Genomic DNA, 24489 nt, shown 5'->3' with positions numbered 1-24489 from the left:
GGGGCTCAGGCGGCCACGGTCGCGTGCGCTTCGGTGCCCGGACGGCGCGCGGACTGCCGCTACTATGGGCCGCACGCCCACGATGCAAGCCCTCCCCGCCAGGACCTTCGCATGCGCTTCAGCACCCGTTTTTGTTCGACAACCGCGTCCCGCTCGCGCGGCGTCGGCGCTTGTTTGTTGCTCGCCGCGCTGGGCCTGTTCGCGGCGCAAGCCGCGAGCGCCGAGCGCGCCTTGGCGCCGGTCGAGGTGCGCAATCCCTGGGCGCCCGCGCCGGTGGTCGGCGGCGATGGCCGCACGCATCTGGCCTACGAACTGCATGTGACGAATTTCTACCGCGATACCGGCGTGCTGCGCTTGCGCCGCATCGAGGTGTTCGCCGACGGCGACACCCGGCCCTTGGCGAGCTACGAGGGTCAGGCGTTGGTCCAGATCGTGCAGCCCCGCCCCGCCGACGACGCCGCGGCGAGCGACAGCGTGCCGGTCGCCGCAGGCATGCGCGCGATCGCGTTCCTATGGCTGACCCTGCCGACCGATCGACCGGCGCCGCGCGTGTTGCGCCATCGCCTCGAATTCGTCGACGCCAAGGGCGCCCTCGACCTGGTCGACGGCGCGCGCGTCGTGGTCGACACCAAGCCGCCGGTGAAGCTGGGGCCGCCGCTACGCGCGGGGCTGTGGCTGGCCGGCGAAGGCCCGGGCAATTCGCGCTCGCACCATTGGGGCAGCCTGGTCGCGGCCAACGGCCAGGTCACCATTCCGCAGCGCTATGCCTTGGATGTGTTCGGCCTGGACGGCAATGGCCGTGTGCTGCGCGATGGCGCCATGGATCTGACCAAGAGCAAACGCGAGGACTGGATCGGCTACGGCACCGAGGTGCTCGCGGTCGCCGACGGCGTGGTGCGCGATGTCCGCGACGGCACGCCCGATCACGCGCCGCTGGAAGCGCAGCCCGAACCCGACTCGCTGACCGCGCACGGCCTGTACGGCAACTACGTGGTGCTGCAGATCGGCCCCGGCGTGTTCGTGCATTACGCCCATCTGCAGCCCGGCAGCGTGAGCGTGACGCCGGGACAGAAGCTGCGCCGCGGGCAAGTGCTGGGACGGCTCGGACAGTCGGGCAACACCAACGGTCCGCACCTGCATATCCACGTGTCCAACGCCGCGACCTTCGAGGGCTCGGAAGGCCTGCCGTTCGTGTTCGACGCCTATGCATCGCCGGGTACCTGGACGCTGACCAACGCGATCGACCCGGACGCGAAGTTCAGTCCGGCACGCGTGGAACACCATAAGCAGATGCCGCTGGACGGCGAGGTACTCGGGTTCTAGAGCGCCATCGCGCCCGCCGCGGAGTCTGCGGGCGCTGGCGGCCCGGCGATACAGGCGCGCCAAGCCTCGGCGTGCAGACGGTCGGCGATCACGCCCGGATCGTCTGCCGGTCTGCCGGTTCGGTTGGTCCGGATTTGCCCGAGCCCGTAGCGCTTACGCGCCTTCTTTGTCGGCCTTGCGCTTGGCGCGCGGATGCGCGGCGTCGTAGACCTTGGCCAGGTGCTGGAAATCCAGGTGGGTGTAGATCTGCGTGGTGGCGATGTCGGCGTGGCCCAGCAGTTCCTGCACGCCGCGCAGGTCGCCGGAGGATTCGAGGATGTGGCTGGCGAAGGAATGCCGCAGCAAATGCGGATGCACGCGCTTGAACAGGCCCTGGCGCTGGGCGAGTTGGCGCAGGCGCAGTTGCACGGCGCGCGGGGTGATCGGCGTGCCGCCGCGCCCCGGAAACACCGGCGCCTCGTTGACCGCGCCGGTGGACGCGCGCCATTCGCCCAGCGCCGTGCGCGCGTGCGAACCCAGCGGCACGCTGCGTTGTTTGTTGCCCTTGCCGAGCACGCTGACCAGGCCATCGGACAGGTCCAGGTCGCGCCAACGCAGGCCGCACAGTTCGCTCAATCGCAAGCCGGAGGAATAGAACAATTCCAGCAGGGCGCGGTCGCGCAAACCCAGCGGCACGTCGGTCGGCACTTCGACCAGGGCCTTGGCTTCATCGGGATCCAAGACCTGCGGCAGTTTGCGCGGCGCCTTGGGCGCGCGGATCGCGGCGGCCGGGCTGGTGTCGATGCGGCCTTGCTTGAGTAGCCATCCGTAGAAACTGCGGCAGGCGGAGAGACGACGTTGCAGGCTCTTGGGCGTAAGGCCGCGTCGGTGTTCGGCTGCGATGAACGCGCGCAGCTGTTCGGTGTGCAGGGCCAGCGGATCGGCACCCTGGGTCTGCGACCAGCCGGCGAGCGTAGTCAGATCGCGGCGGTACGCGTCGAGCGTATGCGCGGACATGCGCCGCTCGACTTGCAGATGGGCGAGGAAATCTTCGATCGGTCCTGGGGACACGGGACACGGGCTCCGGGGTTCCGACGTGTGCATCGGAATCGTGGGCATCTTGCGATGCGGGGTGGGGGATGTCGAGGGAGGCTTGCGCGCGCGGTCAGGTCAGCCTGTCGAACCGCGAAGGACAGGCCTGCGCGACCGCCGGGGCTTCGGACGCTACGCAGTCGGGCGTCGCTTGGCGCTTAAGTCACTGGATCCCCGCTTGCGCGGGGATGACGAGCTAAAAGCACCCAGGAGCGGGAGGAGCAAATCCCCCTCAATCCCCCTTTTTTTTTAAAGGGGAGGAAGAGCGGTGTTGCGGCGACGCGCTTAGTAGCGCTTCAAGGCCACCGTCAGCGACTCGCCCATCATGCGCAGGAACAGCGTGCCCATGCCGGGGAAGAAGCGGTTGGGGTCGCGGCTGCCGACCGCGACCAGGCCGATGCCGGGCAGCGGCAGCAAGGCGGTCGATTGGACTTCGTCGGCCTGCGCGCCGTACAGCAGGGCATGCTTTTCCGGTTGCAGGCGGCCGCACAGCGGTTCGCCGTCGGCCAGGCAGTCGCGGAACGGCTGCAGACGCGCGTCGTCGGCGGCGATCACCTGCAACCACTCGGGCGCGTCCAGGCCCTCGACCGGCTGGAACATCACCAGGCGCACGCGGTCGCCGTTGAAATCCTCGGCCAGGGTCGCGGCCATCGCGCGCAGGGTGTCGCCGGCGCTGTTCTGGCGCATCAGGGCCAGGGTGAGCTGGTGCGTGCGCACCGACAGACGCTCGTTCTCCTGAGCGTTGCCGAACAGCTCCTGCAGACGCCGCGAGAGTTCGCGGTTCTTGTCGCGCAGCACTTCCAGCTGATAACTCGCCAGCGAGGCGGCCGAGCCTTCCTCGCGCGGCACGATCAGGCTCAGGGCCAGATCGGGAAACTGCTGCAGGAAGCGCGGGTGACGACGCAGCCAGGCCGCGACCTCGTGCGCGCCCAGCTTGTCCAGGGTTTCGTTCATTGCGCCCATTCCCCCTCGTAGACGAAAGCGGCCGGTCCCGACATCGACAGCGGAGCGTCGTCGGACGGCCATACGATGCGCAGTTCGCCGCCGGGCAGGACCACGGCGACGTCGCGATCGACGCGGCCGCGCCGCATCAACACCGCGGCCGCGGCGCAGGCGCCGCTGCCGCAGGCCAGGGTTTCGCCGGCGCCGCGCTCGTACACGCGCAGGCGAATGCGCCCGCGCGACTCGACCTGGGCGAAACCCACGTTGACCGATTCGGGAAACGCCTCATGCGATTGCAGCAGCGAGGCGATGCTGTCCACCGGCGCAGCGTCGACGTCGTCGACCTCGATCACCGCATGCGGATTGCCCATCGACACCGCGCCGAAACCGATCACGGTGTCGTGGATGTCGAGCACGTATTGGTCGCGCGCGCCCGGAAAACCGCGCAGCGGAATCGCGTCCGGGTCGAAGCGCGGCTCGCCCATGCCGATGCGGTAGCCGTCCTCGGACAGGCGTTCGACCTGGTGGGTGTCGAGCGGGCTGTCCAAGGCGAAGTTGCCCTCGCCCGCGGCGCCGTCGCGGACCAGCCAGGCGGCGATGCAGCGCGCGCCGTTGCCGCACTGTTGCGAAGAGGAGCCGTCGGAATTCCAGATCCGGTAGCTGGCGACCGAGCCCGATTCGCGTGGATCCTCGACGGTGAGTATCTGGTCGCAGCCGGCGCCGAAATGGCGGTCGGCGAGCAGGCGGCAGTGCGCGGCGGCGGGCGGCGCCAGGCCGCCGCGTAGGTCGAGCACGACGAAGTCGTTGCCCGCGCCATGCATCTTGCTGAAACGCCGCATCTTCCGCTCCGCGCCGGGGCTCATCGGCCGCCGTCGGCCGGCGGGGTCGGATCGTCCTTGCCGTCGTCGGTCGAGCCGTCCGTGGGCGTGTCGGTGGCGGGTTCGGCGGCCGGCGGCTCGGCCGCCTTTTGCGGCTGCGACGGCGGCGTGGCCTCGGGGGCCATCTGCACCGGCACCTCGCCCGCGGGCTGGGCCGGGGCGGTCACCGGAACCGGCTTGGTGGGCAGGACCAGGGGGCCCTTGTTGCCGCAGGCCGAGACGGCCAGCGACAGCGCGATCAGACTCAGGACGATGCGTGCATTCATGGCCGCAGTGTAGCCCGCGAGCGCGACCGAACGAAGCTCAGCGCGACGGCGGTTCAGGTCGCGCCCACAGCCAGATTGCGACCACGGTCATGAAGCCGGTGCCGGTGGCCGCCATCCACCATTTCGGGGCGGTCAGGAACATGATCGCGGCGCAGGCCGACATCATGCTCACCGCCAGCCATTTGGCCCGCCGGCTGACCGCGCCGTGCGCCTGCCAGTCGCGGATCATCGGCCCGAACTGGCGGTGCGCGAGCAGCCAGGCGTGCAGGCGCTGGGAGCCGCGCGCGGCCGCGAACGCCGACAGCAATACGAAGGGAACGGTGGGCAGGCCGGGCACGACGATGCCGACGATGCCCAGGCCCAGGCTGGCGTAGGCCAGCAGCCACCAGGCCCAGCGGAAGCGGCTGGGACGGACCGGCGTGGGCTCCTCGGGCGGGGGCGGGATCGACATGCCGCCAGTATGCGACCGCGGCGCGTGCCGCGGCCGCACCGGCGATGCGTCAGTGCGTTGCGGTGGCGGCACCGCCGCCGGCCAGACCGAGCTGGCCGAGCATGAAGGCGAACATCTCGGAACGCTCGCGATACTGCTGGAAGCGGCCGGACTTGCCGCCGTGACCGGCTTCCATATTGGTGCGGAACAGCAGCGGGTAAGCGCCGGTGTTCAGATCGCGCAGGCGCGCCACGTACTTGGCCGGCTCGAAATACTGCACCTGCGAATCCCACAGGCCGGTGCCGACGAACATCGCCGGGTAGGCCTGCTTGGACAGGTTGTCGTAGGGCGAGTACGAAAGCATGTAGTCGTAGTACTTCTTCTGCTCCGGGTTGCCCCACTCGTCGTATTCGTTGGTGGTCAGCGGGATGCTGGCGTCCAGCATGGTGGTGACCACGTCGACGAAGGGCACCTGCGACAGGATCACGCGGTACTTGTCCGGCGCCATGTTGGAGATCGCGCCCATCAGCAGGCCGCCGGCGCTGCCGCCGTAGGCCGCGACGCGGTCGGGCGCGGCGTAGCCGGCCTTGACCAGGTAATCGGTGACGTCGATGAAGTCGGTGAAGGTGTTCTTCTTCTTCAGCAGCTTGCCGTCCTCGTACCACTTGCGGCCCATTTCCTCGCCACCGCGGATGTGCGCGATCGCATAGACCATGCCGCGGTCGAGCAGGCTGACGTTGACGACGCTGAAGCTGGGATCCATCGAGGCGCCGTAGCTGCCGTAGCCGTACTGCAGCAGGGCGGCCTTGCCGTTCTTCTCGAAGCCGCGCTTGTAGACCAGCGAGACCGGGATGCGGGCGCCGTCGCGCGCCGGCACCCAGACGCGCTCGGTCACGTACTGGGCGGCGTCGAAGCCGCCCAGCACCGGCTGGCGCTTGAGCAGGCGGCGCTCGCCGGTGTCCACGTTCAATTCGTAGACCGTGGCCGGCGTGGTCAGCGAGGTGTAGCTGTAGCGCAGCCACGGGGTATCGGCTTCGGGGTTGGACGACAGGCCCATCGAATACGCCGGCTCATCGGCCTTCACGAATTCCGATTCGCCGTTGGCCTTGAGGATGCGCACGCGCTCCAGCGCGTCGGAGCGCTCGGCCACGGCGGTGTAGCCCTGGAACAGTTCGATGCCCTCGATGTAGACGTCGTCGCGGTGCGCGATCCAGTCCTTCCAGTCCTTGCGCGAAGTCGAGCCGCTGGGCGCGGTGACGACCTTGAAATTGGTGGCGCCGTCGGCGTTGGTGCGGATCACCCAGCGGTCGCCGAAGTGGTCGGCGTCGTACTCGACGTCGCGCGCGCGCGGCGCCAGCACGGCGAACGCGCTGGGGTCGGCGGCGGGGGCGTAGCGCAGTTCGTCGGACACCGTGCTGCTGACGCCGATCACGATGTAGCGGTCGTCGCGGGTGCGGTCGATGCCCATGTAGAAGCTGTCGTCCTTCTCCTCGTAGACCACCGCGTCCTGCGCGACCGGGGTGCCGAGCACGTGCTTCTTGACGCGCTTGGTCAGCAGCGTCTCGGGATCGTTCTCGACGTAGAACAGGGTCTTGTTGTCGTCGGCCCAGACCAGGTTGGCGGACACGCCCTTGATCTCGTCGGGGTAGGTCTCGCCGGTGCTCAGGTTCTTGAAGCGCACCGTGTACTGGCGGCGGCCGTTGGTGTCGTCGGCGTAGGCCAGCAGCTGGTTGTCCTGGCTGATCTCGTAATCGCCGACCTGGTAGTACTTCTGGTCCTTAGCCATGGCATTGACGTTCAGCAGCACGGTTTCGCCGGCAAAATCGCCGTCGGCGTTGGCTTTCTGGATCGAGGCGGCGTCCACGCCGGGGCCGTCCTTGCGGCGGGCGTAGATCGGGTAGTCCTGGCCGGTCTCGAAGCGGCTGTAGTACCAGTAACCGCGATCGCGGCTGGGCACCGAGCTGTCGTCCTGCTTGATGCGGGCGACGATCTCGTCGTACAGCGTGTTCTCCAGCGGCTTGAGCGCCGCCATCTGCGCGGTCGCGTAGGCGTTCTCGGCCTCCAGATAGGCCAGCATCTCCTTGTTCTCGCGCTTGTCGTCGCGCAGCCAGTAGTACTCGTCGTTGCGCTGGGCGCCGTGCGGCGCCTTGACCACATGCGGCTTCTTGGCCACGTCGGGAGGCAACGGGGCGTCGGCGGCGGAGGCGTTGGGGGTCGTGGTCATCAGTAGCGTTGCGGCCAGCAGGAGGGAGGTCGGTTTCATAGATAAGGTCCGTTTGCGGAGAGCGCAATGGCCGGCGGGCCGCGAGCCGCCGCGGGGCATCATGCCTGGCTGGGGAGGACGGGCGCCGTGCGGCGCCCGTCGCTAAGGGCTTACTTGGACAGCTTGTCCCACAGGAAGGTGTAGGCCAGCGCGCTCATGTGCGCGGCCTGGGCATTGTTGGCCGAACCGCCGTGGCCGCCCTCGATATTCTCGTAGTAGCGCACGTCCTTACCGGCTTCCATCATCTTGGCCATCATCTTGCGCGCGTGGCCCGGGTGGACGCGGTCGTCGCGGGTCGAGGTGGTGAACAGGGTCGGCGGATAGTCGCGCTTGGCGTCGAACAGGTGGTAGGGCGAGAAGGTCTTGATGAAGTCCCAGTCGGCGGTGTCCGGATCGCCGTACTCGGCCATCCACGAGGCGCCCGCCAGCAGGTGGCTGTAGCGCTTCATGTCCAGCAGCGGCACCTGCACGACCACGGCACCGAACAGCTCCGGGTACTGGGTCAGCATGTTGCCGGTGAGCAGGCCGCCGTTGCTGCCGCCCTGCGCGCCCAGGTGTTTGGGCGAGGTGACCTTGCGCGCGATCAGGTCCTGCGCGACCGCGGCGAAGTCCTCGTAGGCCTTGTGACGGTTGGCCTTGAGCGCGGCCTGGTGCCAGCGCGGACCGTACTCGCCGCCGCCGCGGATGTTGGCGACCACGTACACGCCGCCCTTCTCCAGCCAGCCCTTGCCGACGCCGCCGGAGTAGCCCGGGGTCATCGAGACTTCGAAGCCGCCGTAGCCGTACAACAGGGTCGGGGTGCTGCCGTCGAGCTTGAGGTTCTTCGGACGGACCATGAAGTAAGGCACCTTGGTGCCGTCCTTGCTGGTCGCGAAGTGCTGCTCGATCACGTTGTTCGACCCGTCGAAGAAGGTCGGCATGGTCTTCAGCGTTTCCGGCTGCTGGCCGAGCTTGGCCAGCGACAGCGTGGTCGGGGTCAGGTAGTCGGTGGCGGTCAGCCAGACGTCGTCGTTCTCGTCGTCGTCCACCGCCGACACGCCGATGCTGCCGAAGGCCGGCGCGCCGATGAACTCGCTGCGCTGCCAGCTGCCCGGAGTGAGCACGCTGAGCTTGTACTTCACGTCCTCCATGACGTTGAGCACCAGCTTGTTGCGGGTCCAGGTGGTGCCGGCCAGCGAGCTGCGCTCGGTCGGCTCGAACAGCACGGCGAAATCGCGCTTGCCGGCCATGAAGTCGTCGAAGCGGGTGACGATCAGGCTGCCCGGCTTATAGGTCTTGCCGCCGGCGCTGTAGGGCTCGCGCAGCTCCAGGGTCAGCCACTCGCGATGCACGCCCTTCTCGGCCGAGTTCGGCGCGTCGACCTTGGTCAGCTTGCCGTCGGCGCCGCGCAGGTAGAGCTCGTTGTTGTAGAAGGCGATGGTGCGCGAGACGAAGTCGCGCTCGAAGCCCTCGGTGGGGTCGTGACCGGCGGAGATGTACATGTCCTCCGCGGTGCCTTCGTACACCACAGTGGCGGCGCTCAGCGGGGTGCCGCGCTTCCACTGCTTGACGATGCGCGGGTAGCCCGACGAGGTCATGCTGCCGGCACCGAAATCGGTGAACACGTAGACGTTGTCGCGGTCGATCCACTGCAGGCCGCCCTTGGCCTCGGGACGGAAGTAGCCGTCCTTGACCCAGGTCTGGGTGCTCAGGTCGAACTCGCGGGTCACGTCGGCGTCGGCGCCGCCGCGCGAGAGCGCGATCAGGCAGCGCTGGTACTGCGGCTTGAGGCAGTCGGCGCCGTGCCAGACCCAGTTCTCGCCTTCGGCCTTGTTGAGCGCGTCCAGGTCGATCACGGTTTCCCAGGCCGGCTTGTCCTTGCGGTACTCGGCCAGGGTGGTGCGGCGCCACAGGCCGCGCTGGTGGTTCGCGTCCTTCCAGAAGTTGTAGTAGTGGTCGCCGATCTTCATCACGCCGGGAATCTTGGCGTCGGAGTCGAGGATGGCGCGGATGTCGGCTTCCAGCGTCTTGAAGGCGGGCGTGGCGGCCAGTTCGGCCTCGGCCTGGGCGTTGCGCTCGCGCACCCAGGCCAGCGGGCGCTCGCCCTGCACGTCTTCCAGCCAGGCATAGGGATCGGACCCGTCGGTCATTTTGGCGGCCTCCTCGGCGGCAACGGCGGTGGCGACCGGGGCCCCCAGACCGGCGATGCCGATGGAGATCATTCCTACCGAAACGAGCAACGGCTTGCAGGCCTTGGACAGCGTGGACATCGGCGCTCCGCGAATACAGGGAAAGGCCGAACGCTAGCACAGGGCCCGACGGGCCCCGCCGTGCCCGAAGTCATGTGGGGAGGGTGTGCCGCGCTCGCGTTATGGCGGTTTCCGCGGCGTTTTCGGCGCAAATCCCATCCACCTCGCGTGCGCCGGGGCGCGACTTTGCGCGTTGCGGCGCTTCGCGCCGGAGCGCTTCAGGCCGCGCGCGCGGCAGCGGCGCGCGCGAGCGGGCGGGCGCGGCGCCGGGCCTGGGCACCCGGCCGGCGGCGGCGCACGGGGATCGCGGCGGCCTGGTCCTGCGCGCGCCACGGCAGGCGGAAACGGTGCAGCGCCCACCAGGCGGTCAGCGGCATCGCCAGCAGCCACAGCGGTAGCCAGCCGATCTGGGCGCTGCTGGCGCGCGCGGCCGGCAGCAGCAACACCAGGACCGCGCCGATGGCGACGATGTAGCGCAGGGCCTGTTCGACGCGCGGGTCGATCGGGTCGACGGCGGAACGGGAGGAATCGAGACGGGCGACGGACTGGCGCATGGCGAGGGCTCCGGGTGGCGGGACCGGGCCTGGCGACCCGATGGAGCCACCTTGGGACGGGGCCGTCTCAGAGGCTGCGACCCTCGATTCGATGGGGTGCGAGGGGGTGAGGCGGCGTTCGCGGCGCTAGGGCCGGCGCCGGCGCGCGGATGCGCGGCGATGCGGTTCGCCTGTGGCTCACCGCATCCTACGGCCGCGCTTGACGCGGCTTTGGGGTAGGAGCGGCGTAAGCCGCGACCGTGATTTCCACCTGCAGCGAACTTGCAACCACCGCCGTAGTTCCGGGTCGCGGCTTACGCCGCTCCTACCCCACGGCAAAGGCAGGGGGCTTCGCTAGTAGCCGGCCGCGTCCAGGGCTTTGTCGGCTTCCGCGCGGCCCAGCGCGATCAGTTCGCGCGCGCGCCAGAATTCGTAGAACTGGCAGGCGTCGCGCGGAATGCGGATCACCAGCTCGGGCGGGTCCAGGGCCAGGTGCACGCGCGCGATCTGGGCCTGCATGGTGTCCAACGAGCGCGCCATCAGTTCGCTGAAACCCAGCTCGTGGCCGGCCGCGTCCGCGACCGGCGCCGAGGCCGCGTTCTCGCGGCGCCAGCGCTGGCCGAACCAGCGCCACAGGCGCGCGCTGCGGGTGTGCACGGCCTGGGCCTCGGCCTCATCGGCCTGGCGGGCGCTGTCGTCGCCGCCGTCGCACCGCGCCGGCGTGCCGGGCGGACGCTGCGGCCAGCCGTGCATGTCCACCGCGATCAGGCGATGGGCGTCGGACAGCCGCGTCGCGGCGATCGGCAGCGGCGCCAGCAGGCCGCCATCGACCAGCTCGCGGCCATGCACTTCGTGAGGGGTGAACACGCCGGGGATCGCGATCGAGGCGCGCACCGCGTCCCACAGATCGCCCTCGCGCAGCCAGACTTCGCGTTGGCGCATCAGGTCCACCGCGACCGCGGTGAACGCGATCGGCAGATCCTCGATGCGCGGCTCGCCGGCCAGTTCGCGCAATGCCTGCATCAGGCGCTCGCCGCGGAACAGCGAGGCCTGGCCCAGCGCGGGGTCCAGCAGGCGCAGCATGTCGGTGCGGCTGAGGCCGTACAGCCAGTCGCGATAGGCGTCGAGCTTGCCGGCCGCGTACAGGCCGCCGACCAGGGCGCCGCTGGAGGAGCCGGCGACCGCGACGATGTCGATCGAGCGCGCCTGCAGCGCCTCGATCACGCCGATCTGGGCCAGGCCGCGCGCGCCGCCTGCGCCCAGCACCAGCGCGACCTGCTCGTCGCTGCGGATGCGCGGAGCGTCGGCGCCTGCCATCAGCGGTCGTAGTTGGCCAGCGCCAGCGACAGCATGCTCTTGGCTTGTTCGCGCAGCACCGTCGGCTCGACGATTTCGGCTTCGCTGCCGTAATGCATCACATCCATCAGCAGCTCGCGGCCGGCGCTGTAGGGCAGCTTGAGTTCGTAGCGGCCGTCGGGCAGGAAGCGGCCCTGCTGCTGCGAATGCCAGTGCTCGTCGGCGACCCAGCGCGCGGCCTTGGCGCTGAACACGATGGTCGCCCAGCCCTTGGGGGTGCCGGAGAAGATGCCGTAGCTGGAGGCGAGGTGGCGGTCGAGCTCCTCGTCGGGCACGTCGCGCGCCTCGCTCTCGCCGATCCGCGCGCCGCTGATGCGGTCGACCGAGAAGCTGCGCAGCGCGTCGCGCTCGTGGTCCCAGGCGTCCAGGTACCAGTTTTCGCGGTAATGGGTCAGGCGCTGCGGCGACACGTTGCGACGGGTGCGCTCGTCGGTGGAGCGCGCGCGGTATTCGAAGCTCAGCACCTTGCGGTCCAGCACCGCGGTGGCGACGTTGCGGAACGCGGTTTCGTCCAGGCGACGGGTGCGGTGCGGGATCACCCGCACGCGCTCCACCGGCACCCGGCGGCCGCCGGCGTGTTCGTCCAGCAACTTCTCGATGCGGTGCTGCAGGGGTGCGAGCGCGTTCGACAGCACGCCGCCGCCGCTGCGCAGCAACAGCTGCTGCGCGGCCAGCAGCGAGTGCAGCTCCTCCGAACTCAGCCACAGGCCCGGCAGTTCGAAGCGGTCGCCTTCGCTGCTGTCGTAGCGGAAGCCGGCCTCGCCGTTGCCGACCACCGGCGCCATCAGGTAGTCGCGCAGATAGGCCAGGTCGCGGTAGACCGTGGCGCGCGAGCACTCCAGGTCCTCCTGCAGGCGCTGCACGGTCACCGGATAGCGAGCGGCGGTCAGGATGCGGTGCAGGGCGTGGATGCGTTCGATGCGTTCCATGGCGATTCGGCGGCCGTGTCTGGCTGGTCGGGGGCGATTCCCGCGTTAAGCATGGCATCGGCCGATGCACGGCCGCTACTGCCGGATGGGCCATGAACGTGATCGGGTGCGCAAGAAGCTTGCTGTGCTTGGCTGTAACGCTGTCGCCGGCGGCGGTCTGGGCCGGCCCGCGCGAGGAGGTGACAGCCTCGATCGACAAATTTCTGGCCGCGCGCAGCTTCCACGCCAGCATGAGTTCGACCGGCGAGCGCCCGATGAGCAACGACATCGACTACGTCGCACCCGGCCGCTATCGCATGCGCATGGCCGGCATGGGCGAGCAGACCATCGTCGGCGACACCATGTACCTGAACGTGGGCGGCCGCAGCATGAAGGTGCCGCTGCCCAAGGGCACGCTCTCGCAATGGCGCGATCCGGCGCGCCTGGCCGAGAACGCCAAGACCATGAGCGTGACCGCGCTGGGCAGCGAAAGCCTGGGCGGGGTGGCGACGCGCAAGTATCGCGTCGACCATACCCAGCCGCAGGCGAGCAGCATGACCCTGTGGGTGGCCGGCAACGGCTATCCGCTGCAGATCGTGACCAGCGCGAAGCTGCGCGGCAAGCCGGTGGTCACCACCATCCGCTATTCGCGTTTCGACGATCCCGGCATCAAGGTCGAGGTTCCGAAATAGACGCAGCGGGCGCGACATCGCGGCTAACGAGCGTTTAACCGGCGCGCACGCAAGATGCGTCGCCCCGGAACGGAAGCCGACGATGCGGACACGGACGTGGTGGGTCGAGCAGATCTGGATCGGCTCGATCGTGATCGCGGCGCATCTGCTGATGGCCCTGGCGCTCAACCGCTTCCTGCGTCTCGATGCGCCCGCCGCGAGCGCGCGCGAGGACGAGGCCTTGCAGGTGGTGTTCGTGAGCCCGCCGCGCGATACCCGCGCGCGGCCCCGTGCTGCGTCCGGCGCGCGCGCCGCGCCCACGGTCGCGCCCGCACCGCGACCGACACGCGCCCGGCCTGCGCCCGCGGCGACGCCGACGGTGGTCGCCACGCCGGAACCCTTGGCCGGCCGCCCGCTGTCGGCCGTCTACGTGCAACAGGCGGGCCGCCTGCGCGAGCGCCCGCCGCCTGGGCTGGAACCGCAGGCCGACGCATTCGCCAGCCGCAGCCCGCGCCTGCCCGGCGCCGGCGCTACCCTGGGCGTGCCGATGCGCGAACCGATCAGCGCCGCGTCGGTGATCGAGAAGGTCGGCAGCCTGTTCGGCGGACGCAGTTCGCCGTGCCCGGACAACCGCAAGGACATCGCCGCGCTCGCGGTCGGCGGCGATCGCGCCGCCCTGGAGCGCGCGGTCGACTACGAGCGCCGCTACTGCCGCCCCTGAGCGCGCGCTCGCCGGAATCGGCGCGCGCAGGCACAATGCGCGCATGCCCGCGCCCGCTCCCAAAGAGCCAGTTCTGAACCTGTCGCCGTCGCCTGGCGACGAGGTCAAGACCACGACCTGCTACATGTGCGCCTGCCGTTGCGGCATCAAGGTGTGGCTGGCCGACGGCAAGATCCGCTACATCCAGGGCAATCCCGAACATCCGGTCAACCAGGGCGTGCTCTGCGCCAAGGGCTCGGCCGGGATCATGCAGCACTACTCGCCGGCACGGCTGGACAAGCCCTTGTTGCGCGTGGGCGAGCGCGGACGCGGCGAGTTCAAGGAAATCGAGTGGGACGAGGCGCTGCGGATCGCGACCGACTGGTTGGCGCCGATCCGCGAGCGCAACCCCGACGAGTTGGCTTTCTTCACCGGCCGCGACCAGTCGCAGGCGCTGACCGGCTGGTGGGCGCAGCAGTTCGGCACGGTCAACTACGCCGCTCACGGCGGTTTCTGCTCGGTCAACATGGCCGCTGGCGGCTTGTACACCCTGGGCGGTTCGTTCTGGGAATTCGGCGAACCCGACTGGGAGCATTCGCGCTATCTGATGCTGTGGGGCGTGGCCGAAGACCACGACTCCAATCCGATCAAGCTGGGCCTGGGCAAGTTGAAGGCGCACGGGGCCAAGATCGTCGCGGTCAATCCGGTGCGCAGCGGCTACGGCGCGATCGCCGACGAGTGGATCGGGATCCGCCCCGGCACCGACGGCCTGTTCGCGTTCGCGCTGATCCACGAACTGCTCAAGGCCGACCGCATCGATCTGGATTACCTGGTGCGCTACGCGAATGCGCATTGGCTGGTGATCGATAATCCGGGCGGCGCGGACGACGGTTTGTTCGCGCGCGACGGCGAAGGGCATCCCTTGTGCTGGGTGCGCGACCCTCACCCCGGCCCTCTCCCGCAAGCGGAAGAGGGAGCCGATACGCCGCACACGGCCGCCACGCGCGCGGCCGAAGCCGGCATTGTTCACGGCGCAACGCATACCGCCGAAGGATCCCCTCTCCCGCCTGCGGGAGAGGGACAGGGTGAGGGCCGCGCGCTGCGCGCCGACGCCATCGGCATCTCGCCCGCCGTCGTCGGCGAATACACCCTGCCCGACGGCCGCCGCGCGCGTCCGGTGTTCCATCTGATCGCCGAGCGCTATCTCGACCCGCAATATGCGCCCGACGCGGTCAGCGAACGTTGCGGCATTCCGGCCGACACCATCCGCCGCATCGCGCGCGAGCTCGCCGAAGCCGCGTTCGATCATCCGCTGACCCTGCCGATCGCCTGGACCGACGCCCACGGCCGCGAGCACAGCGAAATGGTCGGGCGCCCGGTCAGCATGCACGCCATGCGCGGCATCAGCGCGCACAGCAACGGCTTCCACACCTGCCGCGCCCTGCACTTGCTGCAGATGCTGCTGGGCGCGGTGGATACGCCGGGCTCGTTCCGCTACCAGCCGCCGTTCCCGAAGCCGATCGCACCGTCGAACCGGCCCGGCAAGCTGCGCCAGGCCAACGGCGTGCTCGATGCCGCGCCGCTGGGTTTCGTGCATGCGCCCGAGGACCTGGTGGTCGACGAACACGGCCAGCCGCGCCGCATCGACCACGCGTTCTCCTGGGCCTACCCGCTGTCCGCGCACGGCATGATGCACAGCGTGATCCGCAACGCCTGGGCCGGCGATCCCTACAAGATCGACACCCTGATGATGTTCATGGCCAACATGAGCTGGAACTCGGCGATGAACACCTCCGAGACCATAGGCTGGCTCACCGACAAGGACGACAGCGGCGAATACCGCATCCCGCGCATCATCTACGCCGACGCCTACGCCTCGGAAATGGTCGCCTACGCCGACCTGGTGTTGCCGGACACGACCTATCTGGAGCGGTTCGACGCGATCAGCATGCTCGATCGCCCGATCTCGGATGCCGACAGCGCGATCGACGCGATCCGTCATCCGGTGGTCGATGCCAAGGAACAGCGCGAGGGCCGCGACGTGCGCGGCTTCCAGTCGGTGCTGATCGATCTGGGCGCGCGCCTGGGCCTGCCCGGGCTGGTGCACGAGGACGGCAGCCCGCGCTATCGCGACTACGCCGACTACATCGTGCGCCACGAGCGCGCGCCTGGCGTCGGCCTGCTCGCGGGCTGGCGCGGCGAGCACGGCGATCTCGAAGCCAAGGGTCCGCCGAATCCGCAGCAGCTGGACCGCTACATCGAGCACGGCGGTTTCTGGCGCAGCCCGATTCCGGAGCACGCGCGCTATTTCAAGATGGCCAACCGCGGTTATCTGGACTGGGCGCAGAAGATGGGCTTCATCGGCCATGCCGACCCGATCGTGCTGCAGCTTTACTCCGAGACCTTGCAGAAGTTCCGTCTGGCCGCGCAGGGCCATGGCGAGCGCCAGCCGCCCGAGCAACACCGCGAGCGCGTGGCGACCTACTTCGACCCGCTGCCGATCTGGTACGAGCCCTTCGAGGGCGCGCAGGTCGCCGATTCGGCCAGTCGCTATCCGCTCAGCGCGGTCACCCAGCGACCGATGTTCATGTACCACGCCTGGGGTTCGCAGAACGCCTGGCTGCGTCAGATCACCGCGCGCAATTATCTCTACCTGCATCCGGACACCGGCGCGCGCCACGGCATCGCCGACGAGGACTGGATCGCGGTGGAGTCGCACCACGGGCGGATCACGGCGCAGGCGAAGTTCGCCGGCAACGTGCAACCCGACACGGTCTGGACCTGGAACGCGATCGGCAAGCGCAAGGGCGCCTGGCGCCTGGCCAAGGACGCGCCTGAAGGCCGCAAGGGTTTCCTGCTCAACCACCTGATTTCCGACATCACCCCGCGCGGCGACTACGCCAACGCCGACCCGGTCACCGGCCAGGCGGCGTGGTTCGACCTGCGCGTGCGCATCGAACGCGTCGAGCCCGTCGGCGAGAGCGCGCCGCAGTTCCCGCCGCTGCAACTTGGCGAGGCCGACAACCGACCGCTGCGCTACGGCGCGGAATTCCGTAACAAGGCGTCCCGATGAAACGATCCTTCCGCATGCTGGTCGGCTGGTGCTGCGTGGCGCTGAGCTTCGCGCTGGTGGTCCTGATCGGCGCCGGCATCTTCGACCCGGTCGGCAGCGTCGCCGGCCACGATTCGCTGACGCCGGTGCTGATGGGCCTGCTGCCCAGCGTGAGCTTCGGCATCGCGCTGTTCGCGTTGGGCGTGTGGCTGATCAGCACGGGGCGCAAACGGTGACCGCCCTGCCGCCGCCGGGCAAGAAGAAGATGGGTCTGGTGATCGACCTGGACACCTGCGTGGGCTGCCATGCCTGCGCGGTGAGCTGCAAGGAATGGAACGCGGGCGGCTTCGCCGGCCCGCTGACCGACGAGCAGCCCTACGGCAAGGACCCCACCGGCGTGTGGTTCAACCGCGTGCACAGTTACGAGGTGGCGGCGGAGCCGGCATCGGGCGGCTGTGGTGGTGGCGCCGAGGCGGTGGCCCCGCAGCCGGCGATGACCCTGCACTTCCCGCGCTCCTGCCTGCACTGCGAAACCCCGGCCTGCGTGACCGTGTGCCCGACCGGCGCCAGCTACAAGCGCGCCGAGGACGGCATCGTGCTGGTCGACGAGGACAAGTGCATCGGCTGCAAGCTGTGCTCCTGGGCCTGCCCCTACGGCGCGCGCGAGTACAGCCCGGTCGAAGGCGTGATGAAGAAATGCACGCTGTGCATCGACCGCATCTACAACGAACACCTGGAAGAAGCCGAGCGCCAACCGGCCTGCGTGCAGGCCTGCCCGACCCGCGCGCGCCACTTCGGCGACCTCGGCGATCCGGACTCCAAGGTCTCGCAATTGGTCGCCGCGCGCGGCGGCGTCGACCTGATGCCGGAACTGGGCTACAAGCCGACCAACCAGTATCTGCCGCCGCGGCCACGGCGCGCGGGCGAAACCGCCGCCATGCCGACAGCGCCCGAGGAAACACTCGACGCCGCCGCGCTGCCGCCGGTGCTGCGTTGGCTGGACAGAGTGTTGTCTCGATGAGGCCGATGTTCCGCCGCGCGCTCGTCGGTACGAACGGTCGCGCGCGCCCGTCGCCGGCCTTACTTCCCACCCAATCGTTCCGCCGAACGCCGGTCCACTGATGCATCCCGCCTTCTCGGTCATCCTGTTCACCACCTTGTCCGGCGCGGGCTATGGGCTGCTCGCCTGGCTGGGCGCCCTGATCGCGAGCTCGCGCCTGCAGGCGCTGTCCTATGGCGAAGCCGGCGCCGGTTCGATCACGACGCTGGCGCTGCTGACGCTGGCGCTGGGTTTGCTGCTCAGCGTAATCGGCCTGCTCGCGTCCACCTTCCACCTGGGCAAGCCGCTGCGCGCCTGGCGCGCGTTCTCGCAGTGGCGCACGTCATGGCTGTCGCGCGAAGGCGTGCTGTCGCTGGCGACCTTCCTGCCCGCGCTGGCGCTGGCGGCGCTGGTGTGGAACGCCGCGGGCGGCGATGCCGACGCGCTCGCGCGGTTGGCGAGCTGGGGACGTGTGGCCGGCGCGGCGCTGGCCCTGCTGGCGCTGCTGACCGTGGTCTGCACGGCGATGATCTACGCCTCGCTGCCGCCGATTCCGGCCTGGCGCCATCGCCTGGTGGTGCCGGTCTATCTCGGCTTCGCCCTGCTCACCGGCTGGGCCCTGCTCGCGAGCCTGGCCGTCGCCACCACTCGCTACGGCCTGCCCGCGCCGACCCTGCGCTATCTCGCGCTGGCCCTGGGCGTGCTGGCGCTGACAACGGCCGCGATGAAGCTGCGCTACTGGCGCGCGATCGACACCACCCCGCTCACCGTCACTCGCGCCGATGCGGTCGGCCTGCCCGGCCGCGAGCTCAGCGTGTTCGAGCGTCCGCATACCGAAGACAACTATCTGACCCGCGAAATGGGCTACGTGCTCGCGCGCAAGCACGCGCGCAAGTTGCGCCTGATCGCGGTGCTCGCGTTCGCGGCCGTGCCGCTGCTGGCGGCGCTGCTGGTATGGCTGTGGCCGGGCGCGGCCTGGCTCGCGTTCCCGCTGGCGGCGGCCGCCGCGCTGCTGGGCGCGCTGGTCGAACGCTGGCTGTTCTTCGCCCAGGCCCGGCACCTGGTCACGCTGTATTACTGAGGCTGCGACCGCGTTCTGACGCGGTCGCGACAGCGGTTCAGCCGGGGTCTTGGGACTGTAATCGTTTCCATGGCATCATCTTGGCACCTATTTGGCCCTGTTCACGACGATGTCCGGCTTGTTCGGGCTCGCCCTGTTGGGCGGCCCCCTCCTCACATTGCCGACCCTGCCGGTCTCCGGCGACCCCACGCTGATGGCGCTCGCTAGCGATCCGGCGCAGATGCGGCTGTACTGCTTTTCGACACGCTGCGGCGACGAGGAATGGCGGCTGGCGTTGGCGCCACCGCCGTCGCAGGCGCGCGATCTCGCCGCGCCCGCGACCCCATCGCGCCGACCGCTGCGCCTGCCGGGTTCGCAGCGCTACATCGGCCTGAGCGCACCGGCCGCCGCGCGCGAAAGCCGCGGCGCTTATTCCAACGATTTCCGCATCGGCACCCGGTATGGCCTGCAGGTGCTGCGCGACGGTCCGACCCAGCTCGGCCTGCAGTTCGGCGCCGGCTATCGGCTGGCGCCGCTGTACGACGACGGCATCAACCGCCCGGGCGCGGTGATGCGCGGCGAACTCAACTTCGGGCAGAAGATCGGCGATCGCGCGCGTTGGACCCAGCGCGTGTTCGTCGAGAGCGGACGCGGCGACACCTTCGTCAAGCAGTCGGTGCGGCTGGACGTGGCGTTGTGGCCGGATTGGACGCTCGAGACCGATTTCGCGATACGCCACGATTCCAACGGCGGCGGCGGCAGCGAATCGGCGGAGAGTTCGATCGAGCTGCGGCGGCGGTTTTGAGGCCGGGATTCGGCATTGGAGATTGGAGATTCGGTAATAAGCCCAATCCACCCGCTCTACGAATCCCGAATCCCTAATCCCGAATCACCGCTTTTATGAAATCGCCGGCGCCTTGCGCGAGCAGGGCTTGCGCGACTTCCAGACCCAGGCATTCGGGGGCGTCGCCGCGGCCTTCGCCGTGAGCGCGCACCTGCCGGCCGTCGGCGGCGCCGACCAGGCCGTCCAGGCGCAGGTGCTCGCCGTCCAGGCGCGCGTGCGCCGCCACCGGCACGTGGCAGCTGCCGTGCAGGGCGCGGTTCATGGCACGCTCGGCCTCGACGCAGGTGCGGGTGTCGGCGTGATCCAGCGCGGCGCACAAGGCGCGCGTGGCCAGATGGTCGCTGTGGCATTCGATCGCGATCGCGCCCTGCGCCGGCGCCGGCAGCCACTGCGGCGCCTGCAGGCGTTCGCGCACGCGCGCGCCCAAGCCCAGGCGTTCCAGGCCGGCGACCGCGAGCACGATCGCGTCGTACTCGCCGGCGTCCAGCTTGGCCAGGCGGGTGTTGACGTTGCCGCGCAGGTCCAGCAGTTGCAGATCCGGGCGCAGCGCGCGCAGCTGGGTCTGGCGGCGCAGCGAGGACGTGCCCACGCGCGCGCCCTGCGGCAGGGCGCCGATATGCGGGTAATGCGGGCTGACGAAGGCGTCGGCGTAGTCGGCGCGCTCCAGGATCGCGGGCAGGGCGAAACCCGGCTCCAGTTCCATCGGCACGTCCTTGAGCGAATGCACGGCGCAATCGGCTTCGCCCCGTTGCATCGCCACTTCCAGCTCCTTCAGGAACAGGCCCTTGCCGCCGATCGCGGCCAGCGAGCGGTCCAGCACCTCGTCGCCGCGGGTACTCATCGGCACCAGCACCACCTCCAGTCCGGGGTGGGCGGCGCGCAGGCGGGCGGCGACGTGCTCGGTCTGCCACAGGGCGAGCGGGCTTTTACGGGTGGCGATGCGGAGACGGGTCATGGGGGAATTTTAGAAGCAAATCCCCCCTAGCCCCCCTTTTTCAAAGGGGGGAACCGCAAAAGCGGGGAGAAGGCGGCGCCATCCACCACCAACGTATGCGCCTCCCCCTTTGAAAAAAGGGGGATTGAGGGGGATTTGCTTTGCAACGGCGCAGGCCCGCCGCTCATGGTTCTCCGGGCTCACCACGAACAGCACTCGAAGCAGCCCTGCTTGACCTCCCCCTTTGAAAAAGGGGGATTGAGGGGGATTTGCTTTGCAGCAACGCAGACCCGCCGCTCATGGCTCGACGGGCTCACCACGAACGCCTGCCGGAGCCACGGGCGGCTCCTGAGCTACAGCTTCCGAAGATAAGGGCGGCGCCTGCAGTCACGGACGGCGTTTGAGTCGCGAATTCCCGCGACCCTCGCCGGAGCGGCGCCGCCCCTTACAGATGCTTCAACGTCTCCCGCAGCGCCGACACGCAGCGCCGGCTGACTTCCAGCGGCTGCTTGCCGTGGCGCAGCACCGCCTGGACGTGGCCGTCGGGGCAGCGTTTGAGTTCGACGATCTCGTGGCGGGCGACCAGGCAGTTGCGGTGGATGCGCACGAAGCGCTCGCCGAACTCGTCTTCCAGCGACTTCAGCGATTCCTCGATCAGGTCCTCGCCGCGCGCGTGGTGGACGATCACGTACTTCTCTTCGGCATGCAGGTAGTGCACGTCCTCGATCGGGATCAGGCGCAGGCTGCCGCGCAGGCGTGCGCACAGGTGGGTGCGGCGCTGGCCCGGCGCGACCTCGCCGCCGCGCTCGCGGCCGGCGGCGAAGGTGCGCACGCGCTCCAGCGCGGCGCTCAGGCGTTCGGCGCGCACCGGCTTGACCAGGTAGTCGATCGCCTCGGCCTCGAAGGCCGACAGCGCGTGCGCGTCGTAGGCGGTGCAGAACACCACCGCCGGGCGCGGCTCGAACGCGGCCAAATGGCGCGCCGCCTCCAGGCCGTCGATGCCGGGCATGGCGATGTCCAGCAGCACCAGGTCCGGCTGATGTTCGGCGCAGGCGTGCAAGGCGTGCTGGCCGTCGGCCGCTTCGGCCACGACCTCGACGCCGTGCTGCTCGGCCAGCAGCGCGCGCAGGCGCTCGCGCGCCAGCGGCTCGTCGTCGGCAATGACTATCCTCATTGCGCCCTTCATCGGTACAGCGCCTCCACCCCAGTCGGCACGTGCAGTTCGCACAGATAGTAGTCCTCGGCCCAGCCCGCGGTCATCCGTGCCTGCGGGCCATAGGCGTAGCGCAGGCGCTGGCCGATGCTGCGCTGGGCGTGGCGGGTGCCGTTGCCGGGGCCTTCGGCCGGCGCCGGGGCCGGATTGCGCACCCGCAGGGCCAGCATCGGCCCGCTGACGGCCAGCTCGATTTCCAGGGTGCCGCCGCCGGACAGGCGCGAGATGCCGTGCAGGACCGCGTTCTCGACCAGCGGCTGCAGCACCAGGCGCGGCATCGGCAGGGTCCAGGGCAGCGGCTCGTGCTTGCGCCACTCCACCCGCAGCCGGTCGCCCAGGCGCAGTTGTTCGATCGCCAGGTAGCGCTCGGCCAGCTCGACCTCCTCGGCCAGGCTGGAGTCGGACTCGCCGGCGCCGAGCGCGGCGCGGAACAGGTCCGACAGGTCGAGCACCGCGCGCTCGGCCACCACCGGGTCGCTGCGCACCAGGCCGGCGATGGTGTTCATGCTGTTGAAGAGGAAGTGCGGCTTGATCCGCGCCTGCAGCGCGTCGACCTCGGCGCGCGCGCTGGCGCGCACCTGCGCCTTCCAACCGTCGTTGACGTAGAGATAGCGCAGCACCACGCCGACCGCGAGCATGGTCACCGCCGCGGTGCCCAGGCTGAAACGCGCCAGCGTCACCCCGGGCGGCACCAGGCTGGCGCCGACGGCGTGGTCGATCGAATGGGTGATCGCGGCGAAGGTGGCGCCCAGCAGCGCCGCCGCCGCGGTCGCGATCACGCCGCCCAGGCTGGCCGGCAGACGCAGCAGGCGTTCGCGCGACACGCACAGCAGCACCGACACGGTCAGCGCCAGCCACAGGGCGAAGGTGCTGCCGGAGACGAAGCGCTGCCAATCCCAGGGCGCGCCGCCGTCGGGCGCCAGCGCCAGCACGACCACGATCAGCTCGGCCATGCTCAGCATCACCACCAGCCGCGGCAGGCGGCACAGGTCCGGCAGCCAGGGTTCGCGCTCGCTGCCGGAGGCGCTCATGTTCAGGCCGCGAAGCGCCGCGACATCCAGTCGCCGAGGTCGCGGATTTCCTCCAGGCAGACCTGGTGTGCCATCGGATAGGCGTGCCAGTCCGGGCTCAGGCCGAGCGCGCGCAGGCGCGCGGCGCTGACTTCGCCGGCGGCGAAGGGCACCACCGGGTCGTAGCTGCCGTGGGCCATGAACAGCGGCTGCGAACGCGCCGCATCCTGGGCCTCGCGCGCCAGGCGATCGGGCATCGGCAGATAGGTCGACAGCGCGATCAGACCGGCCAGCGGCTGCACGCGGCGCAGGCCCGCGGCCAGGGCCACCGCGCCGCCTTGCGAGAAGCCGGCCAGCAGCACCCGCGAGGCCGGCACGCCGCGCTCGGCCTCGCGCGCGATCAGGGCCTCGATCTGGGCCACCGATTCGTCGACGCCGGTTTCGTCGGCGCGGTGGTTGAGATCGCTGAAATCGCGGATGTCGTACCAGGCGCGCATGCGCACGCCGTTGTTGATGGTGACCGCGCGCACCGGCGCGTGCGGGAACACGAAGCGCAGCGCCGGCCAGTCGGGGCGCAGCAGCTCGGGCACGATGGGTGCGAAATCGTTGCCGTCGGCGCCCAGCCCGTGCAACCACAGCACGGTCCAGGCCGGCGCCGGGCCGGTTTCGTGTTCGACGGTGTCCAGCAGGGGGGCGGTGGCGGTAGTCATCGCCGCATTGTGCGCTGCCGCCCCGGCGAGCCGCCAGCACCGGCGTCACGGCGCCGGCTCAGCCCTTGGGCAGGCGGAAGCTCAGGGTGCGGCTGGTCGGTACGCGCTCGCCGCCGGCCTCGAAGCGCCAGCGCGAGACCGCGGCCAACGCGGCTTCGTCGAACACGCCCGGCGGCGTCGACGACAACAGGCGCACCGCGGTCACGCTGCCGTCGGGCTGGATCACGAAGGCGATCTGCACGCTGCCCTCGATGCGTCGATTGAGCGCGCTGAGCGGATAGCGCGGCGCGGAATCGCTGATCAGGCGCGGCAACGGGCGTGTGGCGGGCGCTGCATTGCGCGCAGCGGGCGGCGCCAGCGGCGCGATCGCGATCGGTTCGGCGGCGGCGATCTGCGCTGCGGCCGCGCTCGGCGTCGCCACGGGCGGCGGCGCAACGGGCGCGGGTGCAGGCGTGGATACGGACGCGGACGCGGACGGCGGCGGTTTGACCGGGTTCGCCGATACGAGCGCGCGCTGTTGCGCCAACCGCAGTTGCTCGGCCTGCTGCGCGTCCATGCGCTGGATCTGTTCGACTTGCGCGGCGCGCGCCGCCAGCAGGCTCTCGCGCAGGCGCGGCAGCGCGGGCGCCTGCGCGTCCACCCGCGCCAGCAGATCCAGCATGCGTTGCGCTTCGTTCAGCTCGCCGCCGGCCAGGGCTTGCTCGCCGGCGATCAGCACGTAGGGCTGCAGCTCCTGCAAGGCGCTGGCGACGGCGGCCTCGCCGGGCTGTTTGTCGCGCAAGGCCAGGTAGTACTCGACCGCGTTGTCGCCGGCCGGCGCGTACATGCGCTGGCTGCGCAGGGCCTGCGCGGCCAGCGTGCGCAAACGCTGCGCGTCCAGGCTGGCCAGGGCCGGGCGCGCCGGCGCCACCTCCAGCGACGAGGAGGCCTGCAGGCTCTGCGGCGGCCGTTCGCCGCCGCACGCGGCCAGGCACGCCAGCGCGGCGACGACCGCACAGCTCCGAACCCACTTCATGGCACGCCCCCTGTAGACGAGGCGCGCAGTCTGGCCAGCGCAT

The 24489-nt window shown here is 69.9% G+C and carries 23 protein-coding genes; 8 read left to right on the top strand and 15 right to left on the bottom strand.

All coding sequences use genetic code 11. The annotated features are described in order from the left end of the window. Positions 1-111 precede the first annotated feature (111 nt). Positions 112-1323: a M23 family metallopeptidase gene (locus ASD69_RS12300; RefSeq protein WP_056178229.1), complete on the top strand. Its 1212-nt coding sequence runs from the start codon at positions 112-114 to the stop codon at positions 1321-1323. A gap of 153 nt (positions 1324-1476) precedes the next feature. Here ASD69_RS12300 and xerC read toward each other — a convergent pair whose 3' ends face one another. The 10 genes from xerC to ASD69_RS12250 form a co-directional block, all read right to left on the bottom strand. Continuing rightward, positions 1477-2406 (bottom strand): tyrosine recombinase XerC, encoded by a 930-nt coding sequence (xerC, locus tag ASD69_RS12295; protein WP_200944006.1) that lies wholly within the window; start codon positions 2404-2406, stop codon positions 1477-1479. Between the two features lie 273 nt (positions 2407-2679). Next, positions 2680-3348: a DUF484 family protein gene (locus ASD69_RS12290; protein ID WP_056178225.1), complete on the bottom strand. Its 669-nt coding sequence runs from the start codon at positions 3346-3348 to the stop codon at positions 2680-2682. Beyond that, positions 3345-4199, bottom strand: a complete 855-nt coding sequence (dapF, locus tag ASD69_RS12285) for a diaminopimelate epimerase (protein ID WP_056178223.1) — start codon at positions 4197-4199, stop codon at positions 3345-3347. The genes ASD69_RS12290 and dapF overlap by 4 nt, the downstream gene beginning before the upstream one ends. Further along, on the bottom strand, positions 4196-4480 hold the full coding sequence (locus ASD69_RS12280) for a lipoprotein (RefSeq protein ID WP_056178221.1): 285 nt from the start codon (positions 4478-4480) through the stop codon (positions 4196-4198). The genes dapF and ASD69_RS12280 overlap by 4 nt, the downstream gene beginning before the upstream one ends. 37 nt (positions 4481-4517) lie before the next feature. Then, complete coding sequence (locus ASD69_RS12275) at positions 4518-4931, bottom strand: YbaN family protein (protein ID WP_056178219.1); 414 nt, start codon at positions 4929-4931, stop codon at positions 4518-4520. 49 nt (positions 4932-4980) lie between these two features. Then, entirely contained in the window at positions 4981-7173 is a 2193-nt protein-coding gene (locus ASD69_RS12270; protein WP_056178217.1) for a S9 family peptidase, read from the bottom strand. Positions 7174-7283: 110 nt separating this feature from the next. Beyond that, complete coding sequence (locus tag ASD69_RS12265) at positions 7284-9374, bottom strand: prolyl oligopeptidase family serine peptidase (RefSeq protein ID WP_157499215.1); 2091 nt, start codon at positions 9372-9374, stop codon at positions 7284-7286. Between the two features lie 245 nt (positions 9375-9619). Continuing rightward, positions 9620-9955 carry a hypothetical protein gene (locus ASD69_RS12260; protein ID WP_056178212.1) on the bottom strand — a complete coding sequence of 112 codons (336 nt, stop codon included), beginning with the start codon at positions 9953-9955 and terminating at the stop codon, positions 9620-9622. A 333-nt stretch (positions 9956-10288) separates the two neighbouring features. Further along, positions 10289-11251: a patatin-like phospholipase family protein gene (locus tag ASD69_RS12255; protein ID WP_056178211.1), complete on the bottom strand. Its 963-nt coding sequence runs from the start codon at positions 11249-11251 to the stop codon at positions 10289-10291. Next, a complete protein-coding gene (locus tag ASD69_RS12250) occupies positions 11251-12219 on the bottom strand; it encodes a YafY family protein (protein WP_056178209.1) in 969 nt (322 codons plus the stop codon). Before ASD69_RS12250 ends, ASD69_RS12255 begins: the two co-directional genes overlap by 1 nt. 92 nt (positions 12220-12311) lie before the next feature. On the opposite strand from ASD69_RS12250, the gene ASD69_RS12245 reads away from it, so the two are divergent. The 7 genes from ASD69_RS12245 to ASD69_RS12215 all read left to right on the top strand — a co-directional run bounded on the left by ASD69_RS12245 (position 12312) and on the right by ASD69_RS12215 (position 19525). Then, complete coding sequence (locus ASD69_RS12245; protein ID WP_157499173.1) at positions 12312-12890, top strand: hypothetical protein; 579 nt, start codon at positions 12312-12314, stop codon at positions 12888-12890. 82 nt (positions 12891-12972) lie between these two features. Continuing rightward, the gene (locus ASD69_RS12240) at positions 12973-13590 is read left to right on the top strand and encodes a hypothetical protein (RefSeq protein ID WP_056178204.1); all 618 of its coding nucleotides are present in this window, start codon (positions 12973-12975) and stop codon (positions 13588-13590) included. Positions 13591-13633: 43 nt separating this feature from the next. Beyond that, positions 13634-16642 (top strand): molybdopterin oxidoreductase family protein, encoded by a 3009-nt coding sequence (locus ASD69_RS12235; protein ID WP_056178203.1) that lies wholly within the window; start codon positions 13634-13636, stop codon positions 16640-16642. Continuing rightward, positions 16639-16857 carry a hypothetical protein gene (locus tag ASD69_RS12230; RefSeq protein ID WP_157489366.1) on the top strand — a complete coding sequence of 73 codons (219 nt, stop codon included), beginning with the start codon at positions 16639-16641 and terminating at the stop codon, positions 16855-16857. The genes ASD69_RS12235 and ASD69_RS12230 overlap by 4 nt, the downstream gene beginning before the upstream one ends. Next, on the top strand, positions 16854-17642 hold the full coding sequence (locus tag ASD69_RS12225) for a 4Fe-4S dicluster domain-containing protein (RefSeq protein ID WP_056178199.1): 789 nt from the start codon (positions 16854-16856) through the stop codon (positions 17640-17642). The genes ASD69_RS12230 and ASD69_RS12225 overlap by 4 nt, the downstream gene beginning before the upstream one ends. A gap of 100 nt (positions 17643-17742) precedes the next feature. After that, positions 17743-18741 carry a DmsC/YnfH family molybdoenzyme membrane anchor subunit gene (locus ASD69_RS12220; protein ID WP_056178197.1) on the top strand — a complete coding sequence of 333 codons (999 nt, stop codon included), beginning with the start codon at positions 17743-17745 and terminating at the stop codon, positions 18739-18741. Positions 18742-18832: 91 nt separating this feature from the next. Then, positions 18833-19525, top strand: a complete 693-nt coding sequence (locus ASD69_RS12215; protein WP_056178195.1) for a DUF481 domain-containing protein — start codon at positions 18833-18835, stop codon at positions 19523-19525. Positions 19526-19598: 73 nt separating this feature from the next. Here the strand turns inward: ASD69_RS12215 and hemC are convergent, their stop codons facing one another. The 5 genes from hemC to ASD69_RS12190 form a co-directional block, all read right to left on the bottom strand. Continuing rightward, positions 19599-20519, bottom strand: a complete 921-nt coding sequence (hemC, locus tag ASD69_RS12210) for a hydroxymethylbilane synthase (RefSeq protein WP_056178193.1) — start codon at positions 20517-20519, stop codon at positions 19599-19601. Between the two features lie 424 nt (positions 20520-20943). Then, positions 20944-21672, bottom strand: a complete 729-nt coding sequence (locus ASD69_RS12205; RefSeq protein WP_056178191.1) for a LytTR family DNA-binding domain-containing protein — start codon at positions 21670-21672, stop codon at positions 20944-20946. Positions 21673-21680: 8 nt separating this feature from the next. Then, positions 21681-22742: a histidine kinase gene (locus ASD69_RS12200; protein WP_056178189.1), complete on the bottom strand. Its 1062-nt coding sequence runs from the start codon at positions 22740-22742 to the stop codon at positions 21681-21683. Between the two features lie 2 nt (positions 22743-22744). Continuing rightward, a complete protein-coding gene (locus ASD69_RS12195; protein WP_157499172.1) occupies positions 22745-23431 on the bottom strand; it encodes a carboxylesterase in 687 nt (228 codons plus the stop codon). Positions 23432-23489: 58 nt separating this feature from the next. Further along, a complete protein-coding gene (locus tag ASD69_RS12190) occupies positions 23490-24446 on the bottom strand; it encodes an energy transducer TonB (RefSeq protein ID WP_056178186.1) in 957 nt (318 codons plus the stop codon). Positions 24447-24489 lie beyond the last annotated feature (43 nt).

The organism is Lysobacter sp. Root604, from assembly GCF_001427505.1.
GTDB lineage: Bacteria > Pseudomonadota > Gammaproteobacteria > Xanthomonadales > Xanthomonadaceae > Lysobacter.
This window is presented reverse-complemented; position numbering and strand designations above follow the sequence as displayed.

Excerpts from the sequence above, each read along its gene's own strand:
- ASD69_RS12300 (WP_056178229.1), top strand. The coding sequence starts at position 112 with ATGCGCTTCAGCACCCGTTTTTGTTCGACAACCGCGTCCCGCTCGCGC.
- xerC (WP_200944006.1), bottom strand. The coding sequence starts at position 2,406 with ATGCACACGTCGGAACCCCGGAGCCCGTGTCCCGTGTCCCCAGGACCG.
- ASD69_RS12290 (WP_056178225.1), bottom strand. The coding sequence starts at position 3,348 with ATGAACGAAACCCTGGACAAGCTGGGCGCGCACGAGGTCGCGGCCTGG.
- dapF (WP_056178223.1), bottom strand. The coding sequence starts at position 4,199 with ATGAGCCCCGGCGCGGAGCGGAAGATGCGGCGTTTCAGCAAGATGCAT.
- ASD69_RS12280 (WP_056178221.1), bottom strand. The coding sequence starts at position 4,480 with ATGAATGCACGCATCGTCCTGAGTCTGATCGCGCTGTCGCTGGCCGTC.
- ASD69_RS12275 (WP_056178219.1), bottom strand. The coding sequence starts at position 4,931 with ATGTCGATCCCGCCCCCGCCCGAGGAGCCCACGCCGGTCCGTCCCAGC.
- ASD69_RS12270 (WP_056178217.1), bottom strand. The coding sequence starts at position 7,173 with ATGAAACCGACCTCCCTCCTGCTGGCCGCAACGCTACTGATGACCACG.
- ASD69_RS12265 (WP_157499215.1), bottom strand. The coding sequence starts at position 9,374 with ATGATCTCCATCGGCATCGCCGGTCTGGGGGCCCCGGTCGCCACCGCC.
- ASD69_RS12260 (WP_056178212.1), bottom strand. The coding sequence starts at position 9,955 with ATGCGCCAGTCCGTCGCCCGTCTCGATTCCTCCCGTTCCGCCGTCGAC.
- ASD69_RS12255 (WP_056178211.1), bottom strand. The coding sequence starts at position 11,251 with ATGGCAGGCGCCGACGCTCCGCGCATCCGCAGCGACGAGCAGGTCGCG.
- ASD69_RS12250 (WP_056178209.1), bottom strand. The coding sequence starts at position 12,219 with ATGGAACGCATCGAACGCATCCACGCCCTGCACCGCATCCTGACCGCC.
- ASD69_RS12245 (WP_157499173.1), top strand. The coding sequence starts at position 12,312 with ATGAACGTGATCGGGTGCGCAAGAAGCTTGCTGTGCTTGGCTGTAACG.
- ASD69_RS12240 (WP_056178204.1), top strand. The coding sequence starts at position 12,973 with ATGCGGACACGGACGTGGTGGGTCGAGCAGATCTGGATCGGCTCGATC.
- ASD69_RS12235 (WP_056178203.1), top strand. The coding sequence starts at position 13,634 with ATGCCCGCGCCCGCTCCCAAAGAGCCAGTTCTGAACCTGTCGCCGTCG.
- ASD69_RS12230 (WP_157489366.1), top strand. The coding sequence starts at position 16,639 with ATGAAACGATCCTTCCGCATGCTGGTCGGCTGGTGCTGCGTGGCGCTG.
- ASD69_RS12220 (WP_056178197.1), top strand. The coding sequence starts at position 17,743 with ATGCATCCCGCCTTCTCGGTCATCCTGTTCACCACCTTGTCCGGCGCG.
- hemC (WP_056178193.1), bottom strand. The coding sequence starts at position 20,519 with ATGACCCGTCTCCGCATCGCCACCCGTAAAAGCCCGCTCGCCCTGTGG.
- ASD69_RS12205 (WP_056178191.1), bottom strand. The coding sequence starts at position 21,672 with ATGAGGATAGTCATTGCCGACGACGAGCCGCTGGCGCGCGAGCGCCTG.
- ASD69_RS12200 (WP_056178189.1), bottom strand. The coding sequence starts at position 22,742 with ATGAGCGCCTCCGGCAGCGAGCGCGAACCCTGGCTGCCGGACCTGTGC.
- ASD69_RS12195 (WP_157499172.1), bottom strand. The coding sequence starts at position 23,431 with ATGACTACCGCCACCGCCCCCCTGCTGGACACCGTCGAACACGAAACC.
- ASD69_RS12190 (WP_056178186.1), bottom strand. The coding sequence starts at position 24,446 with ATGAAGTGGGTTCGGAGCTGTGCGGTCGTCGCCGCGCTGGCGTGCCTG.